The sequence below is a fragment of the Streptacidiphilus albus JL83 genome (genome assembly GCF_000744705.1).
GTDB classification, from domain to species: domain Bacteria; phylum Actinomycetota; class Actinomycetes; order Streptomycetales; family Streptomycetaceae; genus Streptacidiphilus; species Streptacidiphilus albus.
The window spans coordinates 8,349,152-8,362,339 of sequence record NZ_JQML01000001.1 but is presented as its reverse complement, the minus strand read 5'-3'; the positions used below and the strand labels follow the sequence as shown (position 1 = coordinate 8,362,339).

Here is a 13,188-nt window from a genome sequence, read left to right as displayed (position 1 = left end):
ATCGTTACTGCACTACTGCGGCTTCCAGGCCGCGAGCACCGGAGCGGCGGCGCGCAGCACCCGCCAGGCCCGGAGGCCGTGGACCAGGGTGCTCGGGCGGAGCAGCTCGCGTTCGGGTGTGTCGACGACGACCCGGACCGCGGCGGCCGGGGTTCCTGGCGGCAGGCTCCGCAGCGCGGAGGCGGTCTCCATGTCGACGCAGAGGACGCCGTCCCTGTGGAGGGCGGCGCGCTGCGCGCCGGTGACGACGCGTGCGGAGGTGTGCAGCGGCCCGGTGTGCACGGTCAGGCCGAGCCGGACGAGGGCGTCGATCAGCGCGCCGCCGGGCGGCAGCGCGGTTGGTTCGCCCTCCGCATCGCGCACCTCCGTCGCAACCACGACGTCGCCGGGGCTTATTCCCGGTCCGGCGGCGGCCCCGAAGCCCGTGAACAGCAGCGCGCCGGGGGCGCACGCCCCCTGCGCCCAGGCCCTGCTGACGGAGCGTCCGGAGCGCTCCGGGCCCATGCCGGTGCACAGCACCCGGGCGTCCGCCCCTCCCCCGGCCGACGGGGTGCGGGGCAGTCCCCGGGACAGGGCCCACCGCTCGGCCGGCAGGGCGCAGGCCAGGAGCAGCGGGCCCGTCCCGGGGGTGCTCATGTCGCCGACCGCGCGGCCAGGTAGCGGCCGAGGGCGGTGACCGGGAAGACCAGCCGGTACAGGTTGTAGTTGATGGAGAAGTCCCAGGGGAAGCCCGTGCCGGTGAACTCCGGCTCGTCCCAGGTGCCTTCGGGGAGCTGGGTGGCGGCCAGCCAGCGCACGCCGCGGTCGACCGCCCCCCCGGACTCGCCGGCCGCGAGCAGCGCCATCAGCGCCCAGGCGGTCTGCGAGGCGGTGGAGGTGCCGCGCCCGGCCCAGCTCCGGTCGGTGTAGGAGCGCATGTCCTCGCCCCAGCCGCCGTCGGCGTTCTGGTGCTGCTCCAGCCAGCGCACGGCGCGCCGCACCGACTGGTGGCCGGAAGGGATGCCGGCCGCGGCCAGGGCCGGCAGCACCGAGCCCACCCCGTAGATGTAGTTGGTGCCCCAGCGGCCGAACCAGGAGCCGTCCTCCTCCTGCTCGCGCAGCAGCCAGTCGATGCCGCGCCGCACCCTGGGGTCGGCGGTGAGGCCGGATCCGGCCAGCATCTCCACCACATGGGCGGTGACGTCGGCCGACGGCGGGTCGATGACCTCGCCGAAGTCGCAGAAGGGGAGCTTATTGGGCAGGGTGCTGGTGTTGTCGGCGTCGAAGGCGGCCCAGGCGCCCTTCTTGGACTGCATGCCGAGCGTCCACTCGATGCCGCGTTCGACGGCGGCGTTCAGCCGTGCGGGTTCGGGGTGGGCGATCCGCCGCAGGGCGAGCACCACCTCGGCGGTGTCGTCGATGTCGGGGTAGGTGTCGTTCTCGAACTCGAAGGCCCAGCCGCCGGGGGCGAGTCCCGGGCGCTGGACGCCCCAGTCGCCGCGGATCGCGATCTCCTCGCCGAGCATCCAGTCGGCGGCCCGGAGCAGCGCCGGGTGGTCGGCCGGGAGTCCGGCGTCGCTCAGGGCGATGGCGGCCAGACAGGTGTCCCAGACCGGGGACTGGCAGGCCTCGATCCAGCGGTGGCCCTCCTCGGTGTGGACGGTGAAGCGGTCGAAGGCGTCGAGGCCGGCCTTCATCACCGGGTGGTCCAGCTCGTAGCCAAGCAGGTGCAGGGCGATGAGCGAGTAGACGGCGGGGGGCTGGATGCCGCCCCAGCAGCCGTCGGCCTCCTGCCGGTCGATGATCCAGCGGGCGGCCTGCTGGAGGGCCTGTTTCCGGCCCGGCTTCAGCGGCAGCCGGTGGTAGAGGTGCAGTACCCGGTCCAGGCGCTCGAAGATGCCGTCCCAGGTGTAGGGGGCGGCGAAGGAGCGGGGTGGGTACGGGGCGTCCGGGTCGACGTGCAGCTCGGACAGGTCGAACGGGGCCTCGCGGACCGGCCGGTGGGCCGAGACCACGGTCAGCGGCACGATCGTCTGCCGGGCCCAGCAGCCGAAGGAGTAGATGTTCAGCGGCACGTGCCGGGGCAGGAAGATGATCTCCGGTGGCAGCTCCGGCAGCTTCTCCCAGGACCACCAGCCGAACAGCGCCAGCCAGATCCGGGTGAACACCCGCGAGGCGGCGATGCCGCCGTGCTCCCGGATGTAGGCGGAGGCCCGCCGCATGTGCGGGGCCTCCGGGTCGTCCCCCACCAGCTTCAGCGCGACGTACGCCTCCACCGTGGTGGACAGCTCCGGCGGGCCGCCGTAGAAGGTGGCCCAGGTGCCGTCCGGCTGCTGCTGCGAGCGGATCCAGTCCCCGGTGGCGCGGGTCTGCTCCTCGGTCCGGATACCGAGGAACTGACGCAGCAGCAGGTCCTCGGCGTCCATGGTGACGTTGGTCTCCAGGTCCCCCTTCCACCACCCCGACTCGTCCTGCAGCCCCAGCAGGTGGTCGACGGCACGTTGCAGTACCGCAGCGGCGAGGTCGGCGGTGTCCTCCGACGGAGCGAGGACCTCCGCTTCGACCTCGTTGTCACTGCCATCCGCGGCGGGCTCAGGATCGTACTGTGGTTCGAGCCTGCCGTCCGCGGTTGCTGTCATTGCGTCACCTCTCTCTGACCACGACGAATTCAGCGAGCGCGGCGAACTCCTCCCGGACCCCGGCCGGCATCGGCACCTCGTCCAGCGCCGCGAGCGCCGTCTTGTGCTGCCGCCGTGCCTCGTCTGCGGTCCAGGCTCGTCCGCCCGCCTCTTCGATCAAAGCCGCGCGAACGGCGAGTTGTTCCTCGTCCTCGTGGCCCCGGCCCTCCGGATCGGCCAGCAGTTCGGCCAGCCGCCGGGAGGCGGGGCCGTCGGCGGCCAGCGCCGCGGCGACCGGGAGGGACTTCTTGCGCTGGCGCAGGTCACCGAAGTTGGGCTTCCCGGTGACCTCGGTCGCGCCCCAGATGCCGAGCAGGTCGTCGACCGCCTGGAAGGCGAGGCCCAGGTGGTAGCCGTAGCGCTCCAGGGCGTCGGCCGAGGCGTTGTCGATGCCGGCCAGCACCGCGCCGACGGAGGCGGACGCGGCGAGCAGTGCTCCGGTCTTGTTCCCCTCCATCTCCAGGCACTCCTCGACGGTGACCCGGTCACGCTGCTCGAAGGAGAGATCCTGCGCCTGACCGTCGATCAGCTTACGGGTGGCGAGGGTGAGTCGCTGGACGGCGCGCCCGGCGTCGACCGCGCCGGCCAGGCCGAGGTCGGCCGCCTCCAGCAGCACCTCGGTGGCCAGGGCGAACATCGCGTCGCCGACCAGGATCGCCTGCGCCGGGCCGAAGACCGTCCAGACCGTGGCCCGGTGCCGCCGCTGCTCGTCGCCGTCCATCAGGTCGTCGTGCAGCAGCGAGAAGTTGTGCACCAGCTCGACCGCGACCCCGCCGGGGATGCCGGTCTCGGCCGGCGCCCCGGCAGCACGGGCGGAGAGCAGCGCCAGCGCCGGGCGGACGGCCTTGCCGCCGTCGCCCTCGGTCGGCCGCCCCTCGGCGTCCGTCCAGCCGAAGTGGTAGGCCGACACCCGGTCCATCGGCGGCGCGAGGCGGGCCACCGCCTCCTTCAGCACCGGGGTGCAGAGGGTTCTCCCTCGTTCGAGCAGGGACAGCACATCCACCTGGTCCACCGTCAGGTCCTCCTCGGGGCGCGAAACCACGCTCGTTCCCTCTCCGTTCGTCTGCTGGCTGCTCGTCTGCCGGGCTGCTGCTGTCGCTGTCATGTCCCACCTGCCTGCCGTAGCTTTCGCACACATCCGTGTCAACTCGTCCGCGCCGTGACGTCCCGCGTCAGGTACGCCTGCGCCGCGACGTCATGGGGTGGCCGCCAGGGCCGCGGCGGCTGCGGCGGTGCCGCTGCGGACGGCGCTCTCCATGGTCGCGGGCCAGCCGGTGGCGGTCCACGCGCCGGCCAGGTACACGCCGGGCGTGCGGGTCCGGGCCGGCGGCCGCAGCCCGGCGGTGCCGGGCGCCGGGGCGAAGGTGGCCGTCCGCTCGCGGGTGACGAAGAAGTCGGTGACCTCCGCCGTGCGCGCGGCGGGCAGCAGCCGTTCCAGCTCCGGCAGGTAACGCCGTCTCAGCTCGGCCACCGGGAGGTCGATCTCGGCCTGCGCCGCCGACTGCGACAGCGCGAGGTACTGGCCGGATCCGCGCAGCCCCGAGTGCCGGGTGCGGTCGAAGACCCACTGCACCGGCGAGCCGAGGGCGGCCAGGAACGGCCGGTCCAGCACCGGCCGGTCGTAGATCACATGGACGTTGAGGATCGGGGCGTACGCCAGCTCCAGCAGCCGTTCGGGCTCGGCCAGGCTGCCGGCCGGCAGCAGGTCGTGGGCCGCGTCCTGGGCGACCGCCAGCACCAGGTGGTCGACCTGGTCCAGCTGCTCGCCGCCGCCCTCCAGCCGCTCGCCCTCCAGCAGCACGCTGTGGCGGCCGGAACCGGCGGGCTTGATCCCGCGCACCCGCGCCCGCAGCAGCACCCGCACGCCCGCGCGTTCAAGCGCGGCGCGCGCCGCCTCGTCGTGCAGCGCGCCCAGGGGTACCCGGGCGAAGCCGATGTCCGAGGCCCCCGGATCGGAGAGCAGCCCGGTCTTGAAGACCATCGCCGCCAGCGCCAGCGAGGACTCGTCGGCGGTGGCGTTCAGGGTCGCCACGCCGACCAGGTCCCAGAGCGCCTCGACCGCCCGCGCCGACTGCCCGTACCGGCGCAGCCAGTCGCCGAAGGACTCCCGGTCCAGCGCCGGGTCGTCCAGGTCAAGGCCGCGCAGGGCGAGCGCGGCCCGCCCGGTGGCCAGTCGCTCCCGGGTGTTCAGGTGCGGGTAGGTGGCCAGGCTGCGGCCGAGGTGCAGCGGCACCGGCAGCGGATCGCGCCGCAGGGTGCCGAGCCGGCCGGTGGCGACGTCGCGGACCGGGACGTCCAGCCGGGGCTGGATCTCCACCTGGTCGGTGACGCCGAGGCGCTGCAGCAGCCCGCGGTAGGCGGTGCAGCAGCGCAGGAAGACGTGCTGGCCGTTGTCGACCCACAGCTCGCCGCGTCGGAACGAGGAGGCGAGACCGCCCAGCCGGGGCCGGGCCTCGACCAGGGTCACCTCGACGCCCGCGTCGGCCAGTCGCAGCGCAGCCGTGATCCCGGCCAGCCCCCCGCCGACCACGACCGCCCTTGATCCCGCGCTCATCCTTCCCTCCCCGAACCGTTACTGCTCCCTGTGGTTCCCCAGCTACCCTCCGCGACAAACGGGAAGGGCGGGATCAGCCCTGCGTTCAAGAAGCACGCCCTCCGGCCAGTCCGGACAGGGCGACATAGGCCTTCTCCCACGCGGGCAGCGACATCCGGCCACGGAGCACCGCCTCGGGCTCCGCCACGATCCGTTCCAGCAGCCGGTGGTAGATGCCGGACATGGCGGCGACGCAGGCCCGGCTGCGCCGGTCGAGCATCGGCAGCAGCCGCAGCCCCTCGTCGAAGTAGCCCTGCGCCCGCCTGGCCTCGAACAGCACCAGGCCGCGGAAGTCCGCGCCGGCGGCCTGCGCCGGGTCGCGGCTCGTCCCGAGCGTGGAGAAGGCCGCCTCGCAGCCGAACCGGGCCAGGTCCTCGGCGGGCAGGTAGATCCGGCCGTTGCCGGCGTCCTCGCGGACGTCGCGGAGGATGTTGGTGAGCTGCAGCCCGAGGCCGAGGGTGTCCGCGTACTCCGCGCCCCGCTTGGGGTCGGTGCAGCCGAAGACGCCCAGCGAGATCCGGCCGATGGTGCCCGCGACGCAGCGGCAGTAGACCCGCAGCTGTTCGAACGTCTCGTACTCGGTCCCCCGGACGTCCATCTCCACGCCGTCGATCAGTTCGTCGAAGGCGTCCAGCGGGATCGGGAAGAGGACGGCGGCATGGGCCAGCGCGACCTTCACCGGGTCGGTGTCGTCGGCCTCGACCGAGCCCTCGCGGATCTCGTCCAGCAGCGCCCTGGTCCGGCCCAGGTGCTCGGCCTTGCGTTCGAGCGACCAGTCGCCGTCGCCGATGTCGTCGATCCGCCGGGCCAGCGCGTAGACCGCGGACATCGCCCGGCGCTTGGACGCGGGCAGCAGCCTGATCCCGTAGGAGAAGTTCCGCGCCTGGGTGCCGGTGACCGCCTCGCAGTACGTGTACGCCGCGATGACCTGCGGGGAAACCCCGGAAAGCCCCTCCATTCGCCGACTCACCTTCCTCTCACCAGCGTCACTGCCGCCTCCCGCAGGAGCCGGCTCTTCCGGGGCTTCGGCGTCCCGGCCAGCACATCGTTGTCGGCGTCCGCCACGGCCCGCAGCGCGGCGGCGCCGCCGGCCACGAAACCGGCCAGCAGCAGCCGAAGCCTGCCCCGGACGCTGCCGACCAGCGGCGCGCCCTCCTCCAGCAGCCCCTTGGCCCGCTGCGCCTCGAACCCGATCAGGGCGCGCAGCGCGGGGCCCGCGGTGGCCGCGTCGAGGTCCGTCTCGGCGACCCCGAACCGGGCCATGTCCTCGGCCGGAAGGTAGATCCGGCCGGCCGCGCGGTCCTCGGCCGTGTCCTGGAGGTGTTCGATCACCTGGAGGGCGCTGCAGATCGCGTCCGACTGCCGGATCCGCTCCGGCGTGGCCAGGCCGGCCAGCTGGAGCACCAGCCGCCCGACCGGGTTGGCGGAGAGCTCGCAGTAGCCCATCAGCTCGTCGAAGCCGGCGTAGCGGCTGGTGACCTGGTCCACCCGGTTGGCCTGGATCAGCGCCCGGAACGGCTCGGGGGTGAGCGTGTGCCGCCGGATCACCGGGCACAGCGAGGCCAGCAGCGGATGCCGGGGCGGTTCGGCGCCCGCGGTGCCCAGCGCCGTCTCGAAGGCCCGGTCGAGGTCCTGTTCGATGCCGTCCAGCAGCGCCGACCGCGCGGGCTCGCAACCCAGCAGCCGGGCGGTGGCCTCCGGGTCGGCCAGGTCGCCGTCGCCGGCGTCGTCCACCAGCCGGGCGAAGCCGTAGACCGCCATCAGCCCCTCGCGCATGGCGCCGGGCATGAAGAAGGGGGCGACCGGGAAGTTCTCCGCACCTGCCTTGTCCAGCACGGTGCTCTGCTCCAGGCTCACCGCTGCCGACCCGTCAGGGTACAGAGCAGTGCGGCGCAGGAGCCCGCTCCTGCGCACCGACGAACTGTCATGACCGCCACCCCCCCGTTCTACACCGATCTTGACGACCTGCCCACAGCGGACACGCCCGGGCCGCGCCGAACAACGGCGCGGATCTTGCGCTTAGCTTAGGACTTCAGTGTGACAACGCCACGCAGGGGGGTGGCCGCCGGTGGGCCTTCCCGGCCCCACCGGCGGCCGGTCGGCCGTTCGCTGCTACTTTCGGCCCTTCATATAGGCCTCATATTCCCGGACCACGTCCTCGGTCGGACCGTCGGCGCGGATCAGGCCCTGCTCCAGCCAGATGGTCCGGTCGCAGGTGTCGCGGATCGACTGGTTGTTGTGCGAGACCAGGAAGACCGTGCCGGCCTCCTTGCGGAGCTCGCGGATCCGGTCCTCGCTGCGCTTCTGGAAGGCCGTGTCACCGGTGGCCAGCGCCTCGTCGATGAGCAGCACGTCGTGGGTCTTGGCCGCGGCGATGGAGAACCGCAGTCGCGCCGCCATGCCGGAGGAGTAGGTGCGCATCGGCAGCGAGATGAAGTCGTCCCGCTCGTTGATGCCGGAGAAGTCCACGATGCCCTGGTACCGCTCGCGGACCTCGGTCTTGGACATGCCCATGGCCAGGCAGCCCAGCACCACGTTCCGCTCGCCGGTGAGGTCGTTCATCATGGCCGCGTTCACGCCCAGCAGCGAGGGCTGGCCGTCGGTGTAGATCGCGCCCGAGGCCACCGGCAGCAGTCCGGCCACGGCCGACAGCGTGGTCGACTTGCCCGAGCCGTTGGAGCCGATCAGCCCGATCGCCTCGCCCTTGTACGCGGTGAAGCTGATCCCCTTGACCGCGTGCACCTCGGTCAGCGCCGGCGAGGTCCGCCGGCTGACGATCCGCGACAGCGCGGAGGTCGCCGAGCCCTTGCCGGCCCCGGCCCCGTAGATCTTGTAGATGATGTGGATGTCGTCCACGATCACCGTCGGCACCCGTTCGCCGGTCGCGCTCGGCCGGGCCGCCCGCTCCAGCTCCGCCCGCTCGCCGGCGATCCGCTCGGCGTCGGTCAGCGGGGCGCCGGCCAGGACGGCCGCCACCCGCTCCGCACCGGACTTGGCGGCCACCGCGAGGGCCGCCTCGGGCACGACGACCTGCCCGCCCGTCTCACTCGTCGAAGTCTCAGCCACGGCCGTACTCCTCCTCTGCACGCCAGAAGAACACATACCCGCCGAGGCCGAAGAGCACGGCCCAGCCCGCGATGATCAGCCAGACGTGGTGCGGCAGGCTGCTGGCCGGGACCGAGGTCATCATCGCGTAGCGCATGAGGTCGTTGAAGATCAGCGCCGGGTTCATGTTCAGGATCGTCGCGACCCAGTGCGGGGCCTTGGCGGTGAACGTGGTGACCGCCCAGAAGACGCCCGACAGGTACATCCAGGTGCGGATCACGAAGGGCATCAGCTGCGCCATGTCCGTGGTCTTCGAACCGATCCGGGCCATGAACAGGGCCAGGCCGGCGTTGAAGACCGACTGCAGCAGCAGCACCGGGACGACCAGCAGCCAGCGCAGGGTGAGCGGCTCGCCGGTGGCCAGGATGATCACACCGAGGACGCCCATGGAGAACAGCAGCTGCTGGAGCTGGATCACCGTGAAGGCGATCGGCAGGCAGGCGCGGGGGAAGTGCAGCGCCCGGATCAGCCCCAGGCTGTCGGTGATCGACCGGGTTCCGGCCAGCACCGCGGACTGGGTGAACTGGAAGACGAAGACACCAGTGCACAGGTACGCGATGAAGTTGGGGATGCCCCGGTTGGTGCCCAGCAGCAGGCCGAAGATCAGGTAGTAGACGGCCGCGTTCAGCAGCGGCGTCATCACCTGCCAGATCTGGCCCAGCTTCGCGGCGGTGTACATGGCCACCAGCCGCGCGGTCGCAAAGGACACGATGAAGTGCCGCCGCGACCACAACTGTCGCGTGTAGCTGGGCAGCGACGGCCGCTGCCCGCTCACGGACAGGCCGTACTTCGCCGCCAACTCGGCGGGACTCAAACCCGCATCCGGGTTTGCCCCGGCGATGCCGGTCACCCGTTGCTCGTACACCGTGGACACGCTACTCCCAAGCCTCCGCCCCCGACTGACACAACGGAACGCTATCGTCTCGTCGTGAGGAGACGTTAAGGGGTCCGACGACGCAACGCAACCGTTTCGTCCTGACGCTATACTGCTGAGATGCTGACAGGGGATCCCATGCGAACGGAGCGGACAACGGCAGCCAAGGGGTCCACCGAGACCAAGCGCGCGCCCGCCGGCGCCGCCGTCCTGCGCGACGATGTGACCGAGGCCATCCGCCTCGCCGTCTTCCAGGAGCTGGCCGCCGTCGGCTACGGGCGACTCTCCATCGAGGCCGTCGCCCGCCGGGCGGGCGTCGGCAAGACCGCCGTCTACCGGCGCTGGCGCTCCAAGCTTCCCATGGTCATCGAGGTGGTCTCGGAGGTCGCCTCGCTGGGGCTGGTGCTGCCGGACACCGGTTCGCTCCAGAACGACCTGCAGATGTTCGTGCACGTCGTCGCCCGGGTGCTGCGGCACCCCATGGCCGCGCAGATCGTGCCCGACCTGCTGGCGGAGGCCGCGCGCAACCCGGAGATCGCCGAGACCCTGGCGGTGGCCCTGCGCGAGGCGCAGCGGGACAGCAGCGCCGCCCTGGTCCGCAAGGCCGTCGCGCGCGGCGAGCTGCCCGCCGACACCGACCCCGACCTGGCGCTCGACCTGATCGCGGGGCCGCTCTACTGGCGGCTGCTGGTGGCCAGGACCCCGATCACCCGCGACTACCTGGACCGGCTGGCACTCGCCATCGGCGCCGCGCTCACCGCCGGGCGGCGCTGAGCGCGGCGGTTCCGGTCAGTGGTGGAACGCTCAGTGGTGGAACGCTCAGTGGTGGAACGGGGTGCACGCAGACGGGTGCAGCGGGCCCGACTGGCCCTCCAGCTCCGGGATCAGCCTGGTCAGGTCGGCGACCAGCAGGTCGGCGAGGTCGTCCGAGAAGCCGTTGCGGCAGACGATCCGGGCCGCGGCCAGGTCCGTGCGATTCTCAGGGAACGTATAGGCGGGAACCAGCCAGCCGCGCTCCCGGAGCCGGCGTGAGACGTCGAACACGTTGAAGGCGGTCACCTCGTCCTTGGTGGTGAACGCGAAGACCGGCAGCTCGTCGCCCCGGCTCAGCAGCCGGAACGGGCCCAGCTCCTCGATCCTGGCCGCCAGCCCGGTGGCGACGTCCCGGCTGGCCTGCTGGACGGCGCGGTAGCCCTCCCGGCCGAGCCGCAGGAAGGTGTAGTACTGCGCGACCACCTCGGCGCCGGGGCGGGAGAAGTTCAGCGCGAAGGTGGGCATGTCGCCGCCGAGGTAGTTCACCCGGAACACCAGCTCCTCCGGCAGCGCCTCGCGGTCGCGCCAGAGCGCCCAGCCGACGCCCGGGTAGACCAGGCCGAACTTGTGCCCCGAGGTGTTGATCGAGGCGACCCGGGGCAGCCGGAAGTCCCAGACCAGGTCCTCGTCCAGGAAGGGCGCGACCATGGCGCCGGAGGCGCCGTCGACATGCACCGGGATGTCCAGGCCGGTGCTGCGCTGGAGCTCGTCCAGGGCCGCGCAGATCTCCTCGACCGGCTCGTAGGAGCCGTCGAAGGTGGAGCCGAGGATGGCGACCACGCCGATGGTGTCCTCGTCGCAGTGGGCGGCGGCGGAGGCGGCGTCCAGGTGGTAGCGGTCACCCTCCATCGGGACGGTGCGCGCCTCGACCTCCCAGAAGTTGCAGAACTTGTCCCAGCAGACCTGGACGTTGACGCCCATGACCAGGTTGGGCCGGGCCCCGGCGGCGTAGCGGTCGGCGTTGCGGCGCATCCAGCGGCGCTTGAGGGCGAGCGCGGCCAGCATGCACGCCTCGCTGGAGCCGGTGGTGGAGCAGCCGATGGCCTGCTCGGGCACGGGGGCGTGCCAGAGGTCGGCCAGCATCGCCACGCAGCGGTTCTCCAGCTCGGCGGTCTGCGGGTACTCGTCCTTGTCGATCATGTTCTTGTCGAGGCACTCCGACATCAGCGCCGCCGCCTGCGGCTCCATCCAGGTGGTGACGAAGGTCGCCAGGTTGAGCCGGGCGTTGCCGTCGAGCATCAGCTCGTCGTGGATGAACTGGTAGGCGGTGTCCGGCGCCATCGGCCCCTGCGGGAGCCGGTGCCGGGGCGGGGCGATCTCCATCCCGGGGACGGGGTTGGCCGCCCCCAGGAAGGGGTTCACCGAGAGCCGGCGTCCGCCGTGCGCGTTCTGGTTTCCGCTGTGCAACGCCATGCTGGGGTGGCCCTTCTCGGATGGTGCGTCGTCCGGATGTCGTCGCTCTCCTGCCCGCGCCCGACTCCGGGCAATCCGACGGACCGTTCCCCGCGCCGAGGGCTACTTGGTGGTCCAGCGGCTGCGGCCGTCGGAGTCCCGGGTGCAGACCAGGCTCACGTTGTTGGACCCGGTCGCGGTCGAACCGACCGAGGAGCAGAAGGCGCCGTTCGTGCCGGTGGCGGTGGAGGCGGTGACCGCCGTCCAGCGGTTCCGCCCGCTGGAGTCGGCGGCGCAGGTGACCGTCTCGCCCTTGCCGGTCCTACCGCTGCTGCCCTTGGACGCGCAGAACTGACCGACCGTGACATTGCTGGTCACCGCGGCCTTCGCCGAGGAGGCCGCGGCGGACACCGCCGAACCGGCCGCACCGGCAGCCGCCACGGCCTTGCCCGAGGCGGCGGCCACCGCCGAGGCGCCCAGCGAGGACGCCGCCCCGGCGGCCTTGGCGGCGGCGGAGCCGACCGCCTTGGCGGCGCTCGACCCGGAGGAGCAGGCGGCGGTGCCGGTCAGCAGCAGCGCACCGAGAGCGGCGGCCAGGACGGCGGTGGAACGGCGGGACGTGGCCATCGGATCTGCCCTCTCGTGGCGGAGTGCCCGTCAGGCGCAGGTCCGCGCCCCGGGCAGAAGCACTTCCGACGGTAGGCAGCGACGGCGGCGGCCGCGCGCGCTGCTACGCCGATCCGGGGACGTGCCGGTCCGGGGGCGTGCCGGTCCGGGGAGCGTGCGGTGCACGGGCCTTCTCTTCTCGGGCCGGCCTGCCCACACTGGGCCGATGCTGAGCTTGCAGGAGATCTCGGACCGGCTGGAGATCCAGGACCTGATGGTCCGTTACGCCCATGCCGTGGACACCCGCGACTGGCCGCTGTTCCGGGCGGTCTTCACCGAGGACGCCACCGTCGACTACACCGCCTTCGGCGGGCCGGTCGGCACGGTGGACGAGGTGGTCGCCTTCCTGTCGTCGGTACTGCCGCTGTTCACCGCCACCCAGCACCTGGTCGCCAACTGCGCGATCGAACTGGAGCGGGAGGGCGGCGACCGGGCCACGGTGCGGACCATGTGCCACAACCCGATGGCGCTGCCGGCAGAAGCGGGCAAGGAGCCGGGGGTGCTGGTCTGCGGCCTCTGGTACCGCGACACCGTGGTCCGCACCCCGGAGGGCTGGCGGCTGAGCGAGCGCGCCGAGGACCGGGCCTACCAGATCGCCCTGGGCTGACCGCAGCCGAGCTGACCGCGCCCGAGCCGACTGCGGGCATGCCAGACCCGGCCGGGACCTCCTGGTCACGGCCGGGTTCCCGGCGACCTACCTGCGGCCGCCGAACAGCGAGCGGGTGAGACGCTTGAGCGGCGCGAGCAGCACCATACGCGCCCCGCGATTGGGGCGCGCCTCCGTCGAGTTGAGCCCACGGGGCGTCAACTCCCTTATGAGGCCGACCGCGTCTGCCACATCCACCTGCGGGAGCGCAGGTGCGCCGAGCACGGCGAGGTGACGGTCGAGCCGTCGGCTCGCCGCTCCCGTGCCGCACTGGACCGCGGGAACCCGCGGCCTGCTGCGCACATGCTGCATCTGATTCATATCCCACCCCTTGGAAGGCACCAGGGCCGTGGAGCGAAGACTATCGGCCATGAGAGGTCGGTGTGCAACTGTCCGTCCACCAGCTCACCGTACTCCCACGGATCGACCGTCGTCCCAGCAG

13 protein-coding genes are annotated in these 13,188 nt (G+C 72.3%); 2 read left to right on the top strand and 11 right to left on the bottom strand.

Annotated elements, in window-relative coordinates; translation table 11 throughout:
* Positions 1-12: 12 nt before the first annotated feature.
* The 8 genes from BS75_RS36450 to BS75_RS36415 form a co-directional block, all read right to left on the bottom strand.
* A complete protein-coding gene (locus tag BS75_RS36450; RefSeq protein ID WP_042437408.1) occupies positions 13-636 on the bottom strand; it encodes a 5'-methylthioadenosine/S-adenosylhomocysteine nucleosidase family protein in 624 nt (207 codons plus the stop codon).
* Positions 633-2,618, bottom strand: a complete 1,986-nt coding sequence (gene shc, locus BS75_RS36445; RefSeq protein ID WP_034091271.1) for a squalene--hopene cyclase — start codon at positions 2,616-2,618, stop codon at positions 633-635. The genes BS75_RS36450 and shc overlap by 4 nt, the downstream gene beginning before the upstream one ends.
* Positions 2,619-2,622: 4 nt before the next feature.
* A complete protein-coding gene (locus tag BS75_RS36440) occupies positions 2,623-3,762 on the bottom strand; it encodes a polyprenyl synthetase family protein (RefSeq protein WP_081982985.1) in 1,140 nt (379 codons plus the stop codon).
* 90 nt (positions 3,763-3,852) lie between these two features.
* The gene (hpnE, locus tag BS75_RS36435; protein WP_042437406.1) at positions 3,853-5,211 is read right to left on the bottom strand and encodes a hydroxysqualene dehydroxylase HpnE; all 1,359 of its coding nucleotides are present in this window, start codon (positions 5,209-5,211) and stop codon (positions 3,853-3,855) included.
* Positions 5,212-5,296: 85 nt separating this feature from the next.
* Positions 5,297-6,208, bottom strand: a complete 912-nt coding sequence (gene hpnD / locus BS75_RS36430) for a presqualene diphosphate synthase HpnD (RefSeq protein ID WP_034091270.1) — start codon at positions 6,206-6,208, stop codon at positions 5,297-5,299.
* A gap of 8 nt (positions 6,209-6,216) precedes the next feature.
* A complete protein-coding gene (gene hpnC / locus BS75_RS36425; protein ID WP_408022605.1) occupies positions 6,217-7,101 on the bottom strand; it encodes a squalene synthase HpnC in 885 nt (294 codons plus the stop codon).
* 261 nt (positions 7,102-7,362) lie between these two features.
* Positions 7,363-8,160 (bottom strand): ABC transporter ATP-binding protein, encoded by a 798-nt coding sequence (locus BS75_RS36420; protein ID WP_034094496.1) that lies wholly within the window; start codon positions 8,158-8,160, stop codon positions 7,363-7,365.
* A 148-nt stretch (positions 8,161-8,308) separates the two neighbouring features.
* Positions 8,309-9,220: an ABC transporter permease gene (locus tag BS75_RS36415; protein WP_231608002.1), complete on the bottom strand. Its 912-nt coding sequence runs from the start codon at positions 9,218-9,220 to the stop codon at positions 8,309-8,311.
* Between the two features lie 147 nt (positions 9,221-9,367).
* On the opposite strand from BS75_RS36415, the gene BS75_RS36410 reads away from it, so the two are divergent.
* The gene (locus BS75_RS36410; RefSeq protein WP_034091268.1) at positions 9,368-10,003 is read left to right on the top strand and encodes a TetR/AcrR family transcriptional regulator; all 636 of its coding nucleotides are present in this window, start codon (positions 9,368-9,370) and stop codon (positions 10,001-10,003) included.
* Between the two features lie 45 nt (positions 10,004-10,048).
* Here BS75_RS36410 and BS75_RS36405 read toward each other — a convergent pair whose 3' ends face one another.
* Positions 10,049-11,455 (bottom strand): glutamate decarboxylase, encoded by a 1,407-nt coding sequence (locus BS75_RS36405; RefSeq protein ID WP_034091267.1) that lies wholly within the window; start codon positions 11,453-11,455, stop codon positions 10,049-10,051.
* 102 nt (positions 11,456-11,557) lie between these two features.
* Positions 11,558-12,061 carry a hypothetical protein gene (locus BS75_RS45200; RefSeq protein WP_052070148.1) on the bottom strand — a complete coding sequence of 168 codons (504 nt, stop codon included), beginning with the start codon at positions 12,059-12,061 and terminating at the stop codon, positions 11,558-11,560.
* 205 nt (positions 12,062-12,266) lie between these two features.
* On the opposite strand from BS75_RS45200, the gene BS75_RS36395 reads away from it, so the two are divergent.
* Complete coding sequence (locus tag BS75_RS36395) at positions 12,267-12,707, top strand: nuclear transport factor 2 family protein (RefSeq protein WP_034091266.1); 441 nt, start codon at positions 12,267-12,269, stop codon at positions 12,705-12,707.
* Positions 12,708-12,794: 87 nt separating this feature from the next.
* Here the strand turns inward: BS75_RS36395 and BS75_RS36390 are convergent, their stop codons facing one another.
* Positions 12,795-13,067, bottom strand: coding sequence for a hypothetical protein (locus BS75_RS36390; RefSeq protein WP_034094493.1), 273 nt, complete (start codon positions 13,065-13,067; stop codon positions 12,795-12,797).
* Positions 13,068-13,188: the final 121 nt, after the last annotated feature.